We start from the raw sequence: 19,700 nt of genomic DNA, 5'->3' as shown, positions 1-19,700 counted from the left end.
TCACACCGTGCGTGCGATGGCGGCAATCGCCTCCGGCCCCACCCGGCAGCACCCACCGATCAGCCGGGCCCCCGAGGCCTGCCACCCCTCGACCTGCCCGGCGCCGAACGTGGTCCGCCCTCGCCAGGCCCGCGCGGTGGCGTCCCAGACCTCCCCGCTGTTGGGATAGACGACGACCGGCTTGCCCGTCACCCGGGCCGCGGTCGCGGCTGCGTACTCCACATCCGCCGGGGCACAGCAGTTCACGCCGACCGCGATCACTTCGTCCACGTCGGCGGCCAGGGCGAAGGCCTCTTCGAGAGGCTGTCCGGCCCGGGTTCGCCGACCGTCGACGGTGTACGAGAGCCAGGCAGGCACGCCCAGCCCCCGCACCGCCCGCACCAGCGCCGCCGCCTCCTCGGTGTCCGGCACCGTCTCCAGCGCGAGGACGTCCGGCGCGGCGGCGGCGAGCACCTCGATCCGCGGCCGGTGGAACCGCTCCAGCTCCTCGACGCTCATCCCGTACCGACCCCGGTACTCCGACCCGTCCGCGAGCATCGCTCCGTACGGCCCGACCGACGCCGCCACCCACAGCGGCCGCGCGACCCCGGCCTCGCGTGCCTGCCGGGCTGCGGCACGGGCCAGTTCCACGCTCGACGCCAGCAGCCGTGCGGCGTCCTCGCGGCCGATCCCGCGCCGGCCGAAGCCCTCGAAGGTGGCCTGGTAGCTCGCGGTGATCGCCACGTCCGCGCCCGCCGTGAAATAGGCGAGGTGCGCCTCGGTGACCGCCTCGGGCCGCTCGGCGAGCAGCCGCGCCGACCACAGCTCGTCGCTCAGGTCGTGCCCGGCCGACGCCAGTTGGTTGGACATGCCGCCGTCGAGCACGACGGTCCGGGCGGCGAGGGCTTCGGCGAGGCCGGGGGAGGTGTTGCTGACCATGTCACGACGCTAGTCCAGACGGGCGCGATCGGGCACCGGCGTCCGGCAGACGAGCGGCAGGAATCGGGATCGGCGTCCGGCAGGTGAGCGGCGGGGGCCGGGGGCGGCGTCCAGTGGGTGAGCGGTCGGGACCGGGGCCGGTGTGCGGGAGGCGAGCGGTCGGGACCGGGATCGGCGTCCGGCATGCGCGGTCGGGACCGGGGTCGGCGTCCGGCAGATGAGCGGTCGGGACCTGGATGGGTGTCCGGGAGGTGAGCGGTCGGTACCACCGCGGCCGACCTGCGCGGAGCCACCCCCTTGCACCTGTACTGTGGAAATCGCTTACCCCCCTGTCTCGTCGGACCCGTTGACCTCCGCAGTGCCCGCCCTTACCTTTTCGGCGTTCGGAAGAGAAGTTGGCGTTCGGCATGTCGAGCACCTTGCGCCTTCCCCGTCGGCAGGCAGCCCGCACGGTCCGCGACCGGTACCGCCCCGTCCGTGTGACGGTGTGCCACTCGCCGGCGACGAACTCCCCGCCCGGCATCCGGTGCCCCGTGGCAGCGTGCAGGTGGGAAGAGTCCCCTGGGGCGCCCCGACCGGAACCGGGGCGCCCCAGGCCCGCCGGGGCCGGGTTCCCTCCGGCCCGCCGGAACCGGCTCACCCCCAGGCCCGCCGGAAACCGGCTCACCTCTGGCCCGCCGGAACCGGGCCGCCCCGGACCCGTCCGAACCCGGCTCCCGGCACCGGCCGAACCAGGGGGCCCGGGCCCGCAAGGAAGGAAAGCACCGCCGTGATCGACCTGCCCGCCGCCGACCGCTCCACGAGCCCGTACACCGGATACACCCGCGCCCACTGGGAGAAGGCCGCCGACGTCCTGCTCGCCGCCGTGGAGCCCTGCGCCACCCACGACCGTGCGCTCTACCACCTCCCGGGCGACCACGTGAGCCACTCCGGCCGCCTCTCTGACGGCCTGGAAGGGTATGCCCGCACGCTGCTGCTCGCCGCGTTCCGCCGGGACGAGACCGCGCTCGGCCGCTACGCCGAGGGCCTCGCGGCGGGCCCCGGCGGTGTCTGGCCGCGGATCGCCGACCGCAGCCAGCCCCTGGTCGAGGCCGCCTCGATCGCTCTCGCCCTGCGGCTGACCCGGCCCCTGCTGTGGGACCGCCTGGACCAGAGCGTGCGGGAGCGGACGGCGGTCTGGCTGGCGGATGCGCTCACCGCCGAACCCTGGCCCTGCAACTGGGAGTTGTTCCCGGTCACCGTGGGCGCCTTCCTCGCCGAGATCGGCCACGAACCCGAGGCGGCCCGCAGGGCGGTCGACCGCGGCCTGGAGCGCATCGACGACTGGTACGTCGGCGACGGCTGGTACACCGACGGGGACGGCCGCAAGTTCGACTACTACAACGGATGGGCCATGCACCTGTATCCGGTGCTGCACGCGTGGCTCGCCGGCGACGAAGGGCTGCTCGCGCTCTACGGAGACCGGCTCGAACGCCATCTCGCCGACCACGCCCGCCTGTTCGGCGGCGACGGCGCCCCCCTGTTCCAGGGCCGCTCGCTCACGTACCGGTTCGCGACGACGGCCCCGCTCTGGCTGGGCGCGCTCACGGGCCGTACGCCGCTGACGGCGGGAGTGACGCGACGGCTGGCCTCCGGAGCGCTGAAGTACTTCCTGGACCGGGGGGCCGTGGACGCCCGAGGGCTGCTGACCCTCGGCTGGCACGGCCCCGACACCGCCGTCCTGCAGAGCTACTCGGGGCCCGCCTCTCCCTACTGGGCGAGCAAGGGGTTCCTCGGCCTCCTGCTGCCCCCGGACCACGAGGTGTGGACGGTGGCCGAGGAGCCGGGCCCGGCGGAGCGCGCCGACGCGGTGACACCGCTCGCGGGTCCCAACTGGCTGCTGCAGTCGACCCGTTCGGACGGCGTGGTGCGCCTCCACAACCACGGCAGCGAGGACGTCCGCTACGACCCCCACTACACGCGGTTCGCCTACTCCACGGTCACCCGGCCCGTCGGACCGCCGCCCGACAACAGCGTCGTGGTCGGCGGGAACCCGGCCCGTACGGGCATCGTGCCGCTGGGCGTGGGGGACGGCTGGGCGGCCTCCCGGTACGCGGTGGGTTCCGGAGCGCAGGTGACCAGCCTGGTCGTGGCCGACGGTGCGGTGGAGGTGCGGGCCCATCTGGTGGCGGGAGCCGCTGCCGGCACCGAGGTGACGGTTACGGGATGGGCGCCCGGGGAGGGGGAGTCGGCCGAACTGGTTCCGGTCCACGGCCTGTCGGGGGGCCTCGCCCTCACGGGCGTCACCGGCGCCGCACCCGCTTTGTTCGTCGCGCTCGCCCGGCTCACCGCGGAACCCGGCCCCCGGCCCCTCACGGACCTGGTGACCGTGGAGGTGCAGGGGGACTACGGGCTGAGCGTCCGCTGGGCCACCGGACGGCTCGGGCACTTCCGCTTCACGGCCCCGGACGGGCGTGCTGCGGGCGGGCCGTGGTCGGTGGCGCCCGGCCGGTTTCAGTCCTCGCGGGCCGTCGAGGTGAGCGACATGTCCGCGTAGCGGTCGCCGGACACCCGGCCGGCGATCGGCTCCAGCAGCGCCAGCTCGTCGGCGCTCAGGGTGATCCGGGTCGCCGCCGCGTTCTCCAGGAGACGGCTGCGGCTGCGGGTCCCCGGGATCGGCACCACGGTCAGCCCGTGCACCCGGGCCCGCTGCTGCACCCAGGCCAGGGCGATCTGCGCCGTGGTGGCGCCGTGACCGGCCGCGATCGTGTGCAGCGGGGTGAGCAGGGCGGCGTTCGCCCTGGCGTTGTCGCCGCTGAAGCGCGGCAGCAGGTTCCGGAAGTCGCCGCTGGAGAGGTCCTTGCCCGCGTCGGTGAAGGACCCGGTCAGAAAGCCCCGGCCGAGCGGCGAGTACGGCACGACGGCGACGCCCAGCTCGGCGGCCGCGCCCACCACGCTCCGCTCGACGTCCCGGCTGAAGAGCGACCACTCCGACTGCACGGCGGTGATCGGGTGCAGGGCATGCGCCTCGCGCAGCTCGGCGCCGGTGACCTCGCTCAGGCCGAGGTGCTTGACCTTGCCCTCCCGTACCAGTTCGGCCATGGTGCCGACGGATTCGGCGAGCGGGACGGCGGGGTCGCGGCGGTGCATGTAGTAGAGGTCGATGACGTCGACGTCCAGGCGGCGCAGGCTCGCCTCGACGGCCTTCCTGATGTAGGCCGGGTCGTTGCTGATGGCCCGGTAACCCGGGTCGTCGGCGCGGAAGGCGAAGCCGAACTTGGTGGCCAGCGTGATCTCGTCGCGGTGCGCGGCGACGAACGGCGCGAGGAACTCCTCGTTGGCGCCGGCGCCGTACATGTCGGCGGTGTCGAGGAGGGTGACGCCCGCCGCGAGAGTGGCCTCCAGTGTGTCGCGGGCCGCCGCGTCGTCCGTCTGCCCGTAAGCGGCGCTGATGCCCATGGCGCCGAAGCCCTGGACGCCGACGAGCGGGCCCCCGTTGCCCAGTGCGACCTTGCTGATCTGTTCGATGGCGCTGCTCATACCGGTGTTCCGGTCCCTTCCGGCGTCCGTCGGACGCCCCCCGTGAAAGCCGTGCCCGGTGGTGCTGTCGATCACCGCCGTGCCGGCCACGCTAGGTCATTCGAGTGCGCTCGAAGCAAGGCTGTCCGGCGCGCGGGCACGGTGCACGGTGCCGGGTGCGGGCCGGGTGCCGCCGGGGTGCGCGGGTCGCCCCGGACCGGCCCGTGCCCGCTCGTTTCGGCGGGCGCCGCAACGAACGGCGCCTAGCGTGGCCGTATGACCGCAGAGCCTGCCGTGACGTCCTTCGCCGGCCTCCACCACCAGCCCGGCGAGCCGCTGCTCCTGCCCAACGCCTGGGACCATGCCTCCGCCGTCGCCCTCGCGGCCCGGGGGTTCCCCGCGATCGGGACGACGAGCCTCGCCGTGGCGGCGGCCGCCGGGCTGCCCGACGGCCGGGGCGCGACCCGCGAACAGACCCTGTGCCTCGCCCGCACGCTCGGCGCGGAGCCCTTTGCGCTGTCCGTCGACGCCGAGGACGGATTCGGTGAGGACCCGGACGACGTCGCCGAGCTGGCGAGCGAGTTGTGGGCGGCGGGGGCCGTCGGAATCAATCTGGAGGACGGACTCGGACCGGCCGCCCGGCACGCCGCGAAGATCGCCGCGGTGAAGAGGGCCGTACCCGCCCTGTTCGTCAACGCCCGCACGGACACGTACTGGCTGGGCGACGGCGACGAGACGGAGACCCTGCACCGCCTCGACGCCTACCAACAGGCGGGCGCCGACGGGGTGTTCGTGCCCGGACTGTCCGACCCGGACCGGATCGGCGCCCTCGTCCGGCGCGTCCGCGCCCCGCTCAACGTCCTCTACTCGCCCGCCGGCCCCACGGTGTCGCGGCTCGCCGGTCTCGGCGTCGGCCGCATCAGCCTCGGCTCGCTGCTCTACCGGCGGGCGCTGGGGGCTGCCCTGGACGCGGTGGCCGACATCGCGGCCGGGCGGGTCCCGGGCGGCACGACACCGTCCTACGCCGAGGTGTGCGCACCCTCCAGGAGCGTCCCGGCGAGCCGGTCGGCGAAGTCCACCGGGTGCTCCAGGGTGCCGAGATGACCGCCCGGGAACTCCCTGAAGCAGCCGCCGAGGCGGTCGGCGAGGAGCTCGGTGGTGCGGTGCAGGAGGTGCCCGCGTGAGTCGGCGCCGGCGGCGAGGGTCAGACGGCCCCCGGGGGCGGTGAAGGAGGGCACATGGGCGGAGAAGGGGCGCAGGACATGGGCGAGGAAGACGCCCATCGGGGTCGCCGATCCGCCCTCGGCGGGCGGACGGCCGGGACCGTCCAGGGCGTCGATCAGTTCCGTACGCCGCTCCCGGCCGTCCGGCAGCACCGTCACGCAGGGCGGCTCGTGCGCCACCACGCCCGCCAGCCGCCCCGGGTACCGGGCGAGCAGGTCGAGGACGGCGATGCCGCCGGAGCTGGTGCCGAACACGTAGGCCTGCTCGCCCGGCGGCAGCACCTCCTCCAGCACCCGGTGCGCCCCGTCGCTCCAGTCCGCCGGACGCTGGTCGGGGACCGGCAGGCCGAGCCGCCCGTGGGCGAGCCCCAGCGGGTCGTACGTCACCACGGTGAAGCGCAGCGCCAGCCGCTCGGTCAGCGGCCCGAGCCCCATGGGGTGCCCGGCCCCGCCCGGCACGACCAGCAGGACGGGACCGCTGCCCGTCATGTCGTGGTGCAGAAGGTCACTCATCGTTCCTCGTCTCCCGGGGCCAGTGCGTGAGGGCCAGATGCAGGGCTTCGACCGCCTTGTCCCAGGAGGCCCGGACATCCCGGTCCGCGCCGAAGCCGCCCGCGGACTCCAGGGCGCAGTACCCGTGGAAGGTGCTGCGCAGCAGGCGTACGGCGTCCGTCAGGTCGGGCTCGGCGAGGCCGTAGGCGCGCAGCATGCCGTAGGTGATCTCGGCCGTGCGGCGCAGGGCGGGGGAATCGGCGATCAGGGCCTGGTCGATACGGATCTGGGTGGCCGCGTACCGGCCCGGGTGCTCCAGGGCGTAGGCCCGGTAGGCGCCCGCGAACGCGGCCAGCGCGTCCTTGCCCGCCCGTCCGGCCACGGCCGCCGCGATCCGGTCGATCAGCTCGCCTCCCGCGTGCAGCGCGAGCCGGGTCCGCAGGTCGCCCAGGCCGCGGACGTGCGAGTACAGACTCGCGTCCTTCACGCCGAAGTGCCGCGCCAGCGCGGACAGGCTGACGTTCTCGAAGCCCGCCTCGTCGGCGAGGTCGGCCGCCGCCGTGACCAGCCGGTCGGCCGTGATACCCGCACGGGCCATCGGACCCCTCCTCCTAGTTGACCTAGGAATAATCCTAGGGCATCTAGGTTCAGGGTGCTCGCCGGGCGGGACAGTGCCGTCCGGTGGCGGCGACCAACTGCACGTCCTCCGCCCTCAGGCGCAGGGCGTGGCGGGACGTGTCCCTGCCCCGCGCCGGGTCCGGGTCCCAGAGCCATACGGTGTCGCCGCTCGCCCGGAAGGAGAGGACGGGGTGCCGCGTCGGGACCGGCCCGTTGATGACGGGGATCTTTCCGGTGAGCGGTTCGATGCAGACGAGGTCGCCCCGGATGCCGAAGTAGGCGGGTGCGCGCCGGCCCTGGGCGGCGGCCGCCATCGTCCGGTGGGCGGCCCTGTCCACGCCGCCCACCGCGCCGGACGCCACGGTGAGCACCACCACCAGCGCCATCAGCGGCAGGACCCAGCGGACCAGCCCGGCGGCACCCGTCTGCACGTTGAAGTGCCGGGCCCAGCCGGCCAGTGCGACCAGGACCAGCCCGCATCCGGCGGCCGTGGTCAGCGGGCGCAGCGCCACGACGTACTGCCAGTAGAAGGCCACGTGCACGGAGTCGGCCGGGACGCCGAAGAAGTCCTCCAGGTACATGGCGTGCAGGAACGATCCGACCCAGGGCATCACGAACGGCAGCGGCGCGGCCAGGACGGGCAGGAACCACTGCATGTTGCGGCTGAACCAGGACTCGCTCAGGGCGTACCACAGGCCGAGGACGACGAAGCCGAGGCCCGCGGTCACGCCGAATCCGGCGAGCTGCCCGGCCGTTCCCACGTCCAGGGCGCTCGCCCACAGGGCACCGACGGCGGTCAGGCCCCACACGACGATCACGCCGATGCCCAGCCGGACCAGCCACGGACGGGGCTCGTTCGCGGACACCCACGTGCCCACGGGCCAGCACATGCCGAGCGGCCACCCGAGCGCCAGGAGCCGCCACGGCGTCGCCAGGGAGCCGAGGACGATTCCGCAGGCGAGGCTGACGACGACGACCGCACCGACGGCCGCGATCACGATCGCCCTGCGGCGCGGATCGGCCGACCGGTAGCGGGTGCCGGGCCCGATCGACCTGCGGATGTCGTGCGCGTCGGGGTCGAAGGGCGCTCCCCCCAGATTGCGCTGCTCCAGTTCGGCGCGTGCCCGGTCCCGTTGCTCCTCGGTGTACTCGCCGCGCAGGTGCAGGGTGTGCCGTACGTCCCGCCCGCCGACGGCTGTCCAGTGTTCGAGAACCCACCGCAGCACGCGGCCCGCGCCGTCCGGCACCTTGTGGTGGACGTGGTACGTCGTGTCCGGCGCCTCCGGCCTCGGCCGTATGAGCTTGGCCTCCCGCACCCGGACGTCGAGCCTGCGCCGGGCGGCGAGCGTCGTCAGGTGTTCGCAGGCCATCGACCTGGCCGTCAGCCGTGAGCCCAGGAGCGGGACTTCGACGAGCAGTGCGGCGTATCCGTCGTCCGCGGTGATCGCGTCGCCCTCCCGTGCCGGCCGCACCCGCCAGCCCTGCGCGGCGAACACACCGGTCGCCAGCTCCAGTTCGTCCGGGTCCTCGCGGACCTCGACGACCAGACGCACCCTGCGGTTGAACGGTTCCGGCATCACCCGTGGCCGGGTTCGACGGTGGTCACAGCGCTCCTCGCTCACGTTCCGGCAGGCCCCGTGCGTCCTGCGGGCGAAGTTTCGCACACCGGTGCGCGGACGTGCTCCCGGGCGGTCCCGCCGAGCCGTCGGCCGAGCCGACGGCAGCGAGCCGGCTCGTGGTGCGGACGGGTCTCACGGGCACGTACGGATCTCATGAGCCGCCCAACACGGTTGATCCGCCCAGTGGTTGGGGTATCCGTTCGCCAGGGGCGGGTGATGCGGGGCCGGCCGCAGCGGCGAGGGGGAGCCGGATGGTGCACGAGGCGCGACGTGACGAGGAGCCCACGGCGTCGACGAGCCCGCCGACGGTCCGATCGCCCCTGAAGCAGCGGGACTTCGGCATCTTCTGGGCCGCCCAGACGCTCTCCGTCCTCGGCGACGCCTTCGCGCTGATCGCCCTGCCGCTGCTGGTCCTGGAGGCCACCGGATCGGTGGCCCGCATGGGGCTGCTGACCGCCGTCGGCGGCGCCGCGTCCGTGCTCGCCGCCGTCTTCGCCGGGGTGGTGGTGGACCGGGTCGACCGGCGCCGCCTGCTGATCGTCTGCGACCTGTTCCGCATGGTCCTGTACGGACTGGTCCCGCTGGTCTGGGCCTTCGGCCCGCGCCTCTGGGTGCTCTACGCGGTGCTGCCCGTGTGCGAGGCCGTCGGCATGTTCTTCTCCGTCGGATACGTCACCGTCGTCCGCGGCCTGGTCGGCACCGACCGGCTCACCGAGGCCAACGGCCTGCTGAACTCGACCGCCGCCGCGGCCGGAGTCCTCGGACCCCTCTGCGCGGGCCTCGTCGCCGCCTGGACCGGGCCGGCCGCCGCCGTCGCCGTCGACGCCGCCAGCTTCGGCGTCTGCGCAGCCTGCCTGCCCCTCGTACGCCTGCGCCCGCGCCCCGCCGACGACCGGCCGGCCTCCCGGCGCGGCACCCTGTGGCAGGACCTGCGCACCGGGGTCGGCTTCCTGCGCCGGCACCCGGTGCTGCGCACGCTGACCGTGCTGCTGTTCGTCTTCGGCTTTCTGACCCTCGGCCTGACCGACCTGCTGATCTACCACCTCAAGCACGACCTCGGCCGCCACGACGGCACGGTCGGCACCGTCCTGGCCGTCGGCGCGCTCGGCACCATCGCCGGATCGCTGCTCGTCGCCCGCGTCCGCCGCCGGCTGGGCTTCGGCCTCACCTGGATCGGCTCGGTCGCGGTGTGCGGCCTCGCCATCGCCGGCATCGGCGGGTCGGACGCGGTCCTTGTCGTCGCCTTGCTCGCCGTCGCCTTCCTGGCCTGCGTCGGCATGGCGGGCACCTGCTCCATGTCCCTGCGCCAGGAGATCACCCCCGAGCACCTCCTCGGCCGCGTCACCTCCGCCTACTGGACCCTCACCTACGCCGCCGCACCCGTCGGCGCCGCCTTCCTCACCTGGGCGGCCGAGCGCTGGGGCACCGCACCGGTGGCCCTGGTGGCGGGCGCCGGCTGTGTCCTGATCGCGGCGGCCGCGGTGGCCACACCCGTCCGCCGGGCCTGAGCACGCCCACCGGCGGCGGCCCCCGTGCGGGACGTGACCGTGGCCGGCCGGGCGCTGAGCCACCGGCCGGCCACGGGGCCCGGATCCGCGGGCGTCGCCGGCGCGTCCGTCAGCCGGTCGCCGAGAAGACGAACGAGAACTGCGCGGGCTCGGCCCGCAGGTGGTACTGCGGCAGCGGGCCCGGGCCGCAGGACTGCGAGCCGAGTCCGTGCTGGCCGTGGTCGAGGTTGACCCATACCCCCGCCGACGAGCCGCCGCCGGATGCCGCACCGGGGGCGAGGTCGCAAAGGTGTGCCGCCGCGTCGAGCTGCTCGGTGGTCCAGCGCCGGGCGGTGAAGTAGAACTCCGGGTCGCCCTCGATGTGCAGACCGCCGATCCGCGCCCAGCGGACATCGGCCCGGGCGCCGTTCTCCTGCGGACGGACGTAGGGCGTCTGCAGATCGTCCACCGTCGACCGCCACCGGCCGATCATGGACGCCGTCCTGCTGTCCGGGTACGCCTCGCCCGGACCGCCGCCGAACCACTGCACGCGGTCGGCCTCGGCCAGCGCGAAGCGGATGCCGAGCCGGGGCAGCGGCACCGTCCAGTCGCCCTCAGGCGTCACGGAGACGGCCAGCCGCAGACGGCTGCCGTCCGACGTCCAGCGGTACACGGCCGACAGCCCGATCTCGCGGGCGGCCGGCGCCACCCTGGTGCGCACCGTCAGTGCCTCGTCGCCCGCCTCGACCGTGTCCAGGCGGTGCCGCATCCGGTGCAGTCCGAGCGTGCGCCACAACGGGCCGTACCGGGTGTCGGTCTGCCAGGCGGCGCCGTTGTCGTTGTCCGTGACGGCCCGCCACACGTCCAGACGCAGCCCGGTGACAGCCACCCCGCCGACCGTCCGCAGGGCGCCGGTGCGGGCGTCGAAGGAGGCCGGGCCGAGGGTGATGACACCGTCGCCGCGCACCGGCCCGCCGGTCGGCGCGACCGACGGGATCTGACGTGCGGACACGGCGAACTGGCCCCAGGCGACGACATGGTCCTTCGGCGCCCAGGGGGTGTCGGCGGCGAGCAGCGCCCGTACCGTCCAGTGGGCCTCGCCGGGCCCGGTGGCGGCCGGCCGCCCGGGCAGCTTCACCTCGGCCGACTCGCCGGGCGCGAGCGGGGGCACGGGGAGGGTTCCCTCCCCGGCGGTCTCGCCGTTCACCTGGTACGACCAGGCGAAGGCCAGCTCCGAAAGATCCGCGAAGCCGTACCGGTTGGTGACGCGCACCGTGCCGCCGGCGCCGTCGCCCTCGATGACGACCGGTTCGATCACCTTCTTGTACTCGACCAGGCCGGGGGAGGGCCGGCGGTCCGGGAACAGCAGGCCGTCGCAGACGAAGTTGCCGTCGTGCAGCTCCTCGCCGAAGTCGCCGCCGTAGGCATAGCCGAACCGCTCGTCCCTGATGCCGTGGTCGATCCACTCCCAGACGAAGCCGCCCTGGAGCCGGTCGTACGTCTCGAAGATCCGCTGGTAGTCGGCGAGACCGCCGGGGCCGTTGCCCATGGCGTGCCCGTACTCGCAGAGCAGGAAGGGGAGTTGGCGGCGCCGGTGCGGTCCGCCGTCCAGGCCGCGGCCGATCCGCTCGACCTCGGCGTGATCGGCGTACATCCGTGAGTAGACGTCCGTGTCACGGCAGTCGGGATCGCCCTCGTAGTGCAGGAGCCGCGAGGAGTCACGGTGGCGGATCCACTCGGCCATCGCGGTCAGGCCCCGGCCGGTGCCGGCCTCGTTGCCGAGGGACCAGATGACGATCGAGGGGTGGTTCTTGTCCCGCTCCACCATTCGGGCGGCACGGTCCAGCAGGGCCGGGGTCCAGCGGTCGTCGTCGACGGGGTTGTCCCGCCAGCGCTGCTCGGTGAAGCCGTGGGTCTCCAGGTCGCACTCGTCGATCACCCACAGGCCCAGCTCGTCGCACAGATCGAGGAAGGCGGGGTGCGGCGGATAGTGGGAGGTGCGGACGGCGTTGATGTTGTGCCGCTTCATCAGCAGCACGTCCTCGCGCATGGTGTCCGTGTCGAGCGCACGGCCCCTCTCCGGGTGCCACTCGTGCCGGTTGACCCCCCTGAACAGCACCGCCGTGCCGTTGACCTTGATCAATCCGTCCGACAGCTCCACCGTGCGGAAGCCGATGCGCAGCGGCACCCGCTCGCCCTCGGTGGCCAGCACCCCGTCGTACAGCCGCGGACGCTCCGCCGACCAGGGCTCGACCGGCACCGTGACCGGCTCGCCGGCCGCGGTGTCGACGCCGAGTTCCGGCACGGTCACCCGGCCGTCCACGTCGGAGTCGACGCGCAGGGTGCCGGTGCCTGCGACATGGTCGTAGGAGGCGTGCACGAAGAAGTCGAGGACGCTGCCCGCCGGCCGGTGCAGCAGGGTGACATCACGGAAGATGCCGGGCAGCCACCACTGGTCCTGGTCCTCCAGGTACGAGCCTGCCGACCACTGGTGGACCCGGACCGCCAGCACATTGCCCGCGGGCTTGAGCAGATGGCCCACCGCGAACTCGTGCGGCAGCCGGGAGCCCTTGAACTCGCCGAGGCTCGTGCCGTTCAGCCAGATCCGGGCGCAGGACTCCACGCCGTCGAGGCGCAACACCGCCCCGCCGCCGTCCGGCCAGTCCTCGGGCAGGTCGAAGACGCGCAGATGATCGCCGGTCGGGTTCTCGGTCGGCACCCGGGGCGGGTCGACGGGGAAGGGGTAGAGGTGGTTGGTGTAGACGGGGGAGCCGTGCCCCTGGAGGACCCAGTGGCCCGGGACCGTCACCTGCGCCCAGCCGCCGGCGTCGTACCCCTCCTGGGCGAAGGAGTCGTCCTCGGTATCGGCGGTGCCGGACAGCCTGAAGCGCCAGCTGCCGTTCAGTGAGAGGGACTCGGCGTCCGAGGACGCGTACCGGGCCCGGGGCGGCAGCGCCCCCGATCCCGGCGAGACGTCCTCGATGTACTCGGTGCTCGTGCGGATGGACATCGCTCTCCTGGCTCAGCCCCTGGAACCGGTCTGTGCGCTCCCCTGCACCGGCCGGCGCCGGCGCAGGAGGGACACGGACAGCAGGGGCGGGATGGAAGGGGAGGCCGCCGTGGAGTTCAGGCGGTGGTCGGCGGTCCGGCGGGTCGGGCAGGACGACAGCGTGACCCGGACCGCGGGCCGGCGTGCGCAGGGCGCCCGGGTGTCGTCCAGGGGGTCACCGCCTGGACCAGGTCTGGTTGGTGCCGCCGTTGCAGCTGTAGAGGATCACCGGGCTGCCGTCGGCACTCGCCCGGCCGCTGACGTCCAGGCACTGGCCCGTCTCCTCGTTGACGATCTGCCCGTCGGCGTTCAGCAGCCAGCGCCCGGTGCCCCGGCCGTCGTAGGAGGCCGTGGTCGCCGGGCCCGAACTCCCCGCCGTCAGATACCCGTTCGCGCCCTTCAGGGTGCCCCGGGCGTCGTAGGACCACGCCTGCCCCGCCTGCCCCGTGCAGGTGCCGATGCGGGCGCCGGACGCGTCCGCCGTCAGGCACTTGCCGGACTGCGTGCCCTGCCAGGCGCCGGTCACGGCCGATGCGCCGCGCCCCGCCCGGTCGAAGACGTACGTGGTGACGGACCGGGCGGCGAGGGTCGCCGAAGCCGTACCGCCGTGCACCGACGGCCGGGCGGCGTCCGCCCAGTCCTCGGTGGCCGAGGTGCGGACGGCCTGTGCGGCGCGCACCGGCGTGCGGCTGTTGAAGTGCAGGTGCAGTGCCGTGTCGGTGGTGTTGTGGTTGTTGACCACGACCACCCAGCGGCCCTCGGAGTCGTAGGCCGTGACCTCGACCCCGCTCGGTGCGCCCGTCACGTCGTGCGCCACCGAGCCCGGCCGTACGAACCTGCTGTACTGGCCGAGCGCGTAGTACCGCTTCGTGAAGTACAGCTCCTGGTTGCCGTCGGCCGCGTAGTCGGGGTCGTAGTAGATCAGGCCGTCGTTCCAGCCCTCGTCGTTGCGTGCGGCCGGATCGGTGCCGTACCCGCTGGCGAGCGCCACCCACCACTGGAACGCCGAGTCGTGGGCGGTCGCGAGGTCCCTGTAGATGATCCGGGACATCAGCAGGGCGTTGTCGATGGTCGGGTCGTACTCCTGGTTCCAGCCCGTCGTGCCCTTGCCGAAGCAGCAGATCTCGGTGGCCCAGGAGGCCTTGCCGGCCGACCGCGACGTCTCGTACACCTTGCCGAGGTCTCCGTCGCCGGGGTCGTCGTAGGTGTGGTGGGCCAGCCTGGACACGTACGGGGCGGTGCCCGGTCGGGAGATCCACCGCGGCACTTCGGTGGTGAACTGGGTCGTCCTGCTGGACTCGTCCGCGATGATGCCGGTCCGCTGGTGCCGGGCCCGCTGCTCGGCGCCCAGCGCGCGCACGATGTCGTCGCGCTGGTCCACCGGAACCGGCATGCCTTCCTGGCCGCAGTCGGCGAAGCTGTTGTCCGGCTCGTTGAAGGGGCTGATGTAGTCCCAGGTGCACGCCCTCGCGGGCGAAGTGGTCGCTCACGTCGGCGATGTACCGGGCGAAGTCGCCCTCGTTCTCCGCCTTCAGCAGACCTCCGCAGCTCTTGCCGTTGGACGTCCACCGCGCGGGTGCGCTGTTGACGAAGCCGATCAGGTCCTCGACGCCGTACCGGGCGGCGTAGCCGAGGAACGTCCGGCCGCCCTTGTCCCTGCTCCAGTCGTAGGAGCCGCCGGGCCCGAGGAAGTCCTCGGGGGCGCGGGCCGGCGTGGTGACGCCGGTGCCGCCCGCGCCGATGTTGTAGCGGTAGGCGCTGAGGTCCAGGCCCTGGGAGGAGAACAGGAGTTTTGCGACCCGGGCCTGGACGGCGGGCGAGAAGTGCTGGAGGTCGTTGACCCACCAGGCGCCCGAGGCGCCGATGTCGTCGATGGTCTGGGCGGCGTGCGGGGAGACCTCGGCCGTCACGGGGGCGGCTGTGGCGCTCGCGGCCGGGGAGGTGAGCAGCGGGCTCGTGACGGCCAGCGCCGCCGCGACGGTCAGCAGGAAGGATCTCCCGGTGCGGGGCCGGGCGGTGGCGGGCCGAGCTCCGGCCGTGCGGCCACCGGAGGCCCGAGCGGTGCGGGGGTGAGCGGTACGGGTGTGAACGGTGCGGGTGTGAACGCTGCGGGGGTCGGACACGTGCATCCCTTCCGTCGTCATGAAGGCGGTGCGGTACGGCTCCTTGCGGGGGCGGCGGTGCGCCTGGTGCCGCCGGTCCTGTGGCCGGCGGACTGCAGTGCCCCTTCCAGCGCGAACGTGGCCGCGCCGAGGGACACCGGGTCGGTGGGGATCGGGGAGAGGACGATCTCGGTGGCGGCCAGCGGCCGCCGGAGCGCGTGCCGGGCCACGGCCGCGCGCACCTCGCCGAGCAGCGGCTCGCCCAGCCGGGCCGCCACCCAGCTGCTGAGCACGACGACTTCGGGGTTGAGAAGGTTGATCAGGTCGGAGATCCCGGCGCCCAGGTAACGGGCGGTGTCCTGGACCACCTTGAGCGCCACCGGGTCGTTCGCGGCGGCCGCCCGGGCCAGCGCGTCGACGGTGGCCGTCTGGTCCTCGGGGTGCAACAGCGGTGACTGCGGGCTGAGTTCGCGCAGGTTCTGCATGATGCCGGGCGCGCCGACGTAGGTCTCCACACAGCCCTGGTTGCCGCAGTGGCACAGCCGCCCGTCCAGCACGAGCGTGGTGTGGCCCCACTCGCCGGCGCTGTTGCTCACGCCCCGGTGCAGCCCTCCGCCGAGGGCGAGACCCGCGCCGACGCCCGTGCCGAGGTTCACCACGACCGCGTCCCCGCGGCCCCGCGCGGCGCCGAACCACAGCTCCGCCACCGCGCAGGCGCGCAGCGGATTGTCCAGGTGGAGGGGGTAGGCGATGTGTTCGGCGAGCAGGTCGAGCAACGGCACGTCGTGCCAGTTCAAGTTGGGCGCGTACTCGGCGACGCCGGTGTCCCGGTCCACCTGGCCCGGCACGCTCACCCCGACGCCCAGCACCCGGGCCGCCTCGCCCCCGGCCTGGGCGACCACCGAGCCGACGGCGGCGGCGACGTGGCCGACCACCTGCTCGGGGCGGCTCTCGCCGGGCCGCAGGTCCTCGTCGGCGCGGGCCAGCACGTTCAGCGCCAGATCGAACAGCTCGACGTGGACGTACGTCTCGGCGACGTCGACGCCGATCAGCGCGCCCCCCGAGGCGTTGACGGCGACGAGCCCCCGGGGGCGGCCCCCGGCCGAGTCCTCGAAGCCGACCTCGGTGATCATGCGCAGGTCCAGCAGTTCGCCGACGAGCGTGGCGACGGTGGCCAGGCTCAGTCCGGTGGCGGCCGCCAGCTCCTGCCGGGAGGTGGGAGAGCCCGCAATGATCTGACGCAGCACCTCGTAGCGGTTCGCGGTGCGGATGTCGCGCGATGTGCGCTTCACGGAGCTGCCCCTCCCGTCCCGTCGGACCAGGCCGGGGCGACGAGCACCGGCGCGGCGTCAGGCTATGGGCCGGGAAGGGATTTCGGCAAGGGGTTAGGAAAGGGGGTGGAAAAAGTCCGCCGGACGTCGGCCGCCGTTCAGTTGCCGAGCACGTCCCGTACGAAGGCGTTGGCGAACTTGCCGGTGGGGTCGAGGGTGTGGGCCAGCGCGCGGAAGTCGGCCAGGCGCGGGTACCGTCCGCGGAGCACCGGCGGCGGGGTGGTGAACACCTTCCCCCAGTGCGGGCGCGGACCGAAGGCGTCCAGGGCCTCCTCCACCCGGCGGACCACCGGGAGCACGGCCGCGACGTCCTCGGTCCAGGTGAAGTGCAGGGCGACCGAGTCGCGGCCGTGGGACATGCCGAGCCACTGCCGGTCGGCGGCGACCGTCCGCACCTCGCAGGTCTGCAGGACACCCGCGACCGCCGACCGGACGGCGTCGAGGGCGCACAGCGCGTCGACGGCGGCAGGCCTCGGCAGCAGATACTCCGACTGCAGCTCCGCGCCGCTGCTGGGGGTGAACTCCGCCCGGAAGTGCGGCAGCCGCTCGTGCCACGGCCCCGGCACCCCGAACTGCTGCGTGCAGTTCGCCGCCGGCATCCCCGGCACGGGGTGCAGTGCCTCGGTCGCGGGGGCGGCCCACGGGAAGTCCACCGGCGCCTGGTCGGTGCGGCGCTTGACCCACACCTGGCCGAAGCCCGGCTTGCGCCAGTCGGTGAGCAGGCTCACGCTGTACCCCGACGCCGCCACCGCCTCGAAGTCCAGGCCGGCCAGCGGAAGTCCGGTGAACAGGTGCTGCTCGACCTCGTACGAAGGCTCCAGGTCCAGCGTGAGCGCGGTGACGACGCCGAGCGCGCCGAGCGAGGTCACCGCGCCGTCGAAGCCTTCGTCGCCGCGGCCGATCGACACCGCCGAACCGTCCGCGGTGACCAGCTCCACCTCCCGCACCGCGGCGGCGAGCGGCCCGTTGCCGACCCCCGAGCCATGGGTGCCGGTCGCCACCGAGCCGGCCACCGAGATGTGCGGCAGCGAGGCCATGTTGGGCAGGGCGAGACCGTGCGCGTGGACCGTGCGGGCGAGTTCGGCGTACCGCACGCCGCCCGCGACGCGCACCGTACGGGCCGCGCCGTCCACGTCGATCAGCGGCGGCAGGGCGGCGGTCGACACGAGGACTCCGTCGGCGCCGGGGTCGGCGATCCGGTTGAAGGAGTGGCCGCTGCCCAGCACCCGCACCTTCGCGCTGCCGGCCACCAGGGCCCTGAGCGCGTCCGGGGTGTCCGGGCGGTGGAACTCCCGGGCCGCGTACGTGATGTTGCGCGCCCAGTTGGCGACCGCCGGTACCGGCTCCGTCATGTCCTGTCGTCCCTCCGGAGAGTGTGTGTCCGTTGACCCTCTCATCGGCCGGGACCTACCGTAGAGAGCGGTTGCTACCCGCGCGTCACCCAGCCGGAAGGCCCCTTCCTTGCCCGAACGCCCCCAGGCGCTCTTCGCCATGACGGCACGGAACGTGCCGCACGTCTTCCCCCCGGACGTCCTCGCCCTGCTGCGCGAGCACGTGGAGATCGATCCCGCCCTGGTGGCACACGACTTCGCCGAACCCCGGGTACGGGAGACGCTCGTGCGCACCGAGGTCCTGATCACCGGCTGGGGCTGCCCCCGCCTGGACGCGGCCGCCCTGGACGCGGCCCCGCAGCTGCGCGCGGTGCTGCACGCGGCCGGCTCGGTCAAGGGCTTCACCACCCCCGAGGTCTGGCAGCGCGGCATCCTCGTCTCCTCGGCCGCCGCCGCCAACGCCCTGCCCGTCGCCGAATACACCCTCGCCATGATCCTGCTCGCCGGCAAGGACGTCTTCGCCTTCCGCGACCGGCTGCGCGCCCGCCGCACCTTCCCCCACGGCGACCTCGTCCCCGGCATCGGCAACCACGGCCGCCGCGTCGGCGTCGTCGGCGCCTCCCGTATCGGCCGCCGGCTGATCGAACTGCTCCGGCCCCACGACCTGCGGGTGAGCCTCACCGACCCGTACGTCGACCGGCCCGGGGCCGCGCGCCTCGGTGTGCCCCTGCTGCCCCTCGACGAACTGCTGCGCACCTCCGACATCGTCACCCTGCACGCCCCGCACACCCCCGAGACCCGGCACCTGGTCGGTGCCCGGGAACTCGCGCTGATGCCCACCGGATCCGTGCTGATCAACACCGCGCGCGGTGCCCTGGTCGACCACGACGCGCTCATCGGCGAGCTGCGCAGCGGGCGGCTGAGCGCCGTCCTCGACGTCACCGATCCCGAGCCGCTGCCCGCCGACTCGCCCCTGTTCGACCTGCCCAACGCGTTCGTGACCCCGCATCTCGCCGGTTCCCAGGGCAACGAGGTGGCCCGGCTCGGGCGGACGGTGGTGGAGGAGGCGGGGCGGCTCGCCGCGGGGGCCGGGCTTCTGCACGCCGTCGACCACGCGCAGCTGACGCGGTCGGCCTGACACCGGCCCGCGTGCGGGTGCTCAGCAGCCGTACCGTCCGCGGACCCCCGACCCTCCCGAGCCCGAGCGTCGATCATCACAATCTGCTGATTTCGTTGATCCATCGAGTCAAGTGAACTGTTTCCGCAATCCAATGGCGCCATCGATGCGCTTTCAGTAGATTTGCTGCCCATGACCTCACAACCCCTCCCTGCCCAGCTCCCCGAGACCGACCTCACCCGGCACCGCCGCCTGCGCGAGCAGGGCAGCCGGGAGCGGGCCGATCTCGAAGCGATCCTGGACGCCGGGTTCGTCTGCCATCTGGGAGTGGTGGCCGAGGGGCGGCCGCTGGTCGTGCCGACCGTGTACGGCCGGGACGAGCGGCAGCTGTACGTCCACGGGTCCGTGGCCAGCCGCAGCCTCGCGGGCGGCACCCCCGTCTGCGTGACCGTCACCCACGTCGACGGCCTGGTCCTCGCCCGCTCCGTCTTCGAGCACGGGGTCAACTACCGCAGCGCGGTCATCCACGGCGAGGCCCGCAGGATCACCGACCCGGAGGAGAAGCTGGAGGGGCTGCGCCGGCTCACCGAGCACGCGACGCCCGGGCAGTGGTCGTACGCCCGGCGGCCGAACCGCAGGGAACTGGCCGCCACCACCCTGCTCGCCCTCTCCCTGGAGGAGGCCTCGGTCAAGATCCGCACCGGCGCCCCCGAGGACGGCGACGGACCCGACGCCGGGCTGGGCCTGTGGGCCGGCACCCTGCCGCTGACCGCGGTCTGGGGCGCCCCCGTGGCAGACCCGCTGCTGCCGCCGGACGTCCCCGTCCCGGGACACGTCGCGCGTCGCGAGGGGACCCGGCACGGCTGACGCGCGAGCGGGGGCATACCGTGAGGAGCCGAACGCCTGAGCCGGGAG

At 73.8% G+C, this 19,700-nt stretch carries 14 protein-coding genes and 1 pseudogene; 5 read left to right on the top strand and 10 right to left on the bottom strand.

Annotation, left to right across the window (positions count from 1 at the left end; translation table 11 throughout):
* Entirely contained in the window at positions 1-918 is a 918-nt protein-coding gene (gene mmuM, locus ACFZCP_RS10070) for a homocysteine S-methyltransferase (RefSeq protein ID WP_391425780.1), read from the bottom strand.
* 772 nt (positions 919-1,690) lie between these two features.
* Between mmuM and ACFZCP_RS10065 the strand changes: the two genes are divergently transcribed.
* Positions 1,691-3,454, top strand: a complete 1,764-nt coding sequence (locus tag ACFZCP_RS10065; RefSeq protein ID WP_391426198.1) for a DUF2264 domain-containing protein — start codon at positions 1,691-1,693, stop codon at positions 3,452-3,454.
* Here ACFZCP_RS10065 and ACFZCP_RS10060 read toward each other — a convergent pair.
* Positions 3,412-4,437: an aldo/keto reductase gene (locus tag ACFZCP_RS10060; protein WP_391425778.1), complete on the bottom strand. Its 1,026-nt coding sequence runs from the start codon at positions 4,435-4,437 to the stop codon at positions 3,412-3,414. The two genes, ACFZCP_RS10065 and ACFZCP_RS10060, sit on opposite strands and share 43 nt — an antisense overlap.
* Positions 4,438-4,692: 255 nt before the next feature.
* On the opposite strand from ACFZCP_RS10060, the gene ACFZCP_RS10055 reads away from it, so the two are divergent.
* Positions 4,693-5,520, top strand: coding sequence for an isocitrate lyase/phosphoenolpyruvate mutase family protein (locus ACFZCP_RS10055; RefSeq protein ID WP_391425776.1), 828 nt, complete (start codon positions 4,693-4,695; stop codon positions 5,518-5,520).
* Here the strand turns inward: ACFZCP_RS10055 and ACFZCP_RS10050 are convergent.
* The 3 genes from ACFZCP_RS10050 to ACFZCP_RS10040 are packed head-to-tail and all read right to left on the bottom strand — an operon-like array spanning position 5,436 to position 8,326.
* Complete coding sequence (locus ACFZCP_RS10050) at positions 5,436-6,152, bottom strand: alpha/beta hydrolase (protein ID WP_362684824.1); 717 nt, start codon at positions 6,150-6,152, stop codon at positions 5,436-5,438. The two genes, ACFZCP_RS10055 and ACFZCP_RS10050, sit on opposite strands and share 85 nt — an antisense overlap.
* Complete coding sequence (locus ACFZCP_RS10045; protein WP_391425773.1) at positions 6,145-6,729, bottom strand: WHG domain-containing protein; 585 nt, start codon at positions 6,727-6,729, stop codon at positions 6,145-6,147. The genes ACFZCP_RS10050 and ACFZCP_RS10045 overlap by 8 nt, the downstream gene beginning before the upstream one ends.
* 49 nt (positions 6,730-6,778) lie before the next feature.
* Positions 6,779-8,326 carry a hypothetical protein gene (locus tag ACFZCP_RS10040; protein ID WP_391425771.1) on the bottom strand — a complete coding sequence of 516 codons (1,548 nt, stop codon included), beginning with the start codon at positions 8,324-8,326 and terminating at the stop codon, positions 6,779-6,781.
* Positions 8,327-8,619: 293 nt separating this feature from the next.
* Here ACFZCP_RS10040 and ACFZCP_RS10035 point away from each other — a divergent pair, with 293 nt between their 5' ends.
* Entirely contained in the window at positions 8,620-9,876 is a 1,257-nt protein-coding gene (locus tag ACFZCP_RS10035; protein ID WP_391425769.1) for an MFS transporter, read from the top strand.
* Between the two features lie 109 nt (positions 9,877-9,985).
* Here ACFZCP_RS10035 and ACFZCP_RS10030 read toward each other — a convergent pair whose 3' ends face one another.
* From ACFZCP_RS10030 to ACFZCP_RS10010, 5 genes and pseudogenes are all read right to left on the bottom strand, one after another.
* Positions 9,986-12,865 carry a glycoside hydrolase family 2 TIM barrel-domain containing protein gene (locus ACFZCP_RS10030; RefSeq protein ID WP_391425767.1) on the bottom strand — a complete coding sequence of 960 codons (2,880 nt, stop codon included), beginning with the start codon at positions 12,863-12,865 and terminating at the stop codon, positions 9,986-9,988.
* A 214-nt stretch (positions 12,866-13,079) separates the two neighbouring features.
* On the bottom strand, positions 13,080-14,297 hold the full coding sequence (locus ACFZCP_RS10025; RefSeq protein ID WP_391425765.1) for a ricin-type beta-trefoil lectin domain protein: 1,218 nt from the start codon (positions 14,295-14,297) through the stop codon (positions 13,080-13,082).
* Positions 14,298-14,400: 103 nt separating this feature from the next.
* A pseudogene (locus ACFZCP_RS10020) lies at positions 14,401-15,033 on the bottom strand (glycoside hydrolase); the annotation flags it as partial.
* An 11-nt stretch (positions 15,034-15,044) separates the two neighbouring features.
* Positions 15,045-16,298, bottom strand: coding sequence for an ROK family protein (locus tag ACFZCP_RS10015; RefSeq protein WP_391425763.1), 1,254 nt, complete (start codon positions 16,296-16,298; stop codon positions 15,045-15,047).
* Positions 16,299-16,435: 137 nt separating this feature from the next.
* A complete protein-coding gene (locus tag ACFZCP_RS10010) occupies positions 16,436-17,689 on the bottom strand; it encodes an FAD-binding protein (RefSeq protein ID WP_391425761.1) in 1,254 nt (417 codons plus the stop codon).
* 109 nt (positions 17,690-17,798) lie between these two features.
* On the opposite strand from ACFZCP_RS10010, the gene ACFZCP_RS10005 reads away from it, so the two are divergent.
* Both ACFZCP_RS10005 and ACFZCP_RS10000 read left to right on the top strand, forming a co-directional pair.
* Positions 17,799-18,806 carry an NAD(P)-dependent oxidoreductase gene (locus ACFZCP_RS10005; protein WP_391425759.1) on the top strand — a complete coding sequence of 336 codons (1,008 nt, stop codon included), beginning with the start codon at positions 17,799-17,801 and terminating at the stop codon, positions 18,804-18,806.
* A gap of 171 nt (positions 18,807-18,977) precedes the next feature.
* Entirely contained in the window at positions 18,978-19,652 is a 675-nt protein-coding gene (locus tag ACFZCP_RS10000; protein WP_391425757.1) for a pyridoxamine 5'-phosphate oxidase family protein, read from the top strand.
* Positions 19,653-19,700: the final 48 nt, after the last annotated feature.

The sequence above is a fragment of the Streptomyces sp. NPDC007971 genome (assembly GCF_042958635.1).
GTDB lineage: Bacteria > Actinomycetota > Actinomycetes > Streptomycetales > Streptomycetaceae > Streptomyces.
The sequence above is the reverse complement of the archived record's forward strand: the minus strand, read 5'-3'. Positions and strand labels throughout refer to the sequence as shown.

What these genes read in the sequence shown, in the direction of transcription:
- mmuM (WP_391425780.1), bottom strand. Translation starts at nt 918, where the DNA reads ATGGTCAGCAACACCTCCCCCGGCCTCGCCGAAGCCCTCGCCGCCCGG.
- ACFZCP_RS10010 (WP_391425761.1), bottom strand. Translation starts at nt 17,689, where the DNA reads ATGACGGAGCCGGTACCGGCGGTCGCCAACTGGGCGCGCAACATCACG.
- ACFZCP_RS10025 (WP_391425765.1), bottom strand. Translation starts at nt 14,297, where the DNA reads ATGCCGGTTCCGGTGGACCAGCGCGACGACATCGTGCGCGCGCTGGGC.
- ACFZCP_RS10045 (WP_391425773.1), bottom strand. Translation starts at nt 6,729, where the DNA reads ATGGCCCGTGCGGGTATCACGGCCGACCGGCTGGTCACGGCGGCGGCC.
- ACFZCP_RS10060 (WP_391425778.1), bottom strand. Translation starts at nt 4,437, where the DNA reads ATGAGCAGCGCCATCGAACAGATCAGCAAGGTCGCACTGGGCAACGGG.
- ACFZCP_RS10035 (WP_391425769.1), top strand. Translation starts at nt 8,620, where the DNA reads ATGGTGCACGAGGCGCGACGTGACGAGGAGCCCACGGCGTCGACGAGC.
- ACFZCP_RS10030 (WP_391425767.1), bottom strand. Translation starts at nt 12,865, where the DNA reads ATGTCCATCCGCACGAGCACCGAGTACATCGAGGACGTCTCGCCGGGA.
- ACFZCP_RS10040 (WP_391425771.1), bottom strand. Translation starts at nt 8,326, where the DNA reads ATGCCGGAACCGTTCAACCGCAGGGTGCGTCTGGTCGTCGAGGTCCGC.
- ACFZCP_RS10055 (WP_391425776.1), top strand. Translation starts at nt 4,693, where the DNA reads ATGACCGCAGAGCCTGCCGTGACGTCCTTCGCCGGCCTCCACCACCAG.
- ACFZCP_RS10050 (WP_362684824.1), bottom strand. Translation starts at nt 6,152, where the DNA reads ATGAGTGACCTTCTGCACCACGACATGACGGGCAGCGGTCCCGTCCTG.
- ACFZCP_RS10000 (WP_391425757.1), top strand. Translation starts at nt 18,978, where the DNA reads ATGACCTCACAACCCCTCCCTGCCCAGCTCCCCGAGACCGACCTCACC.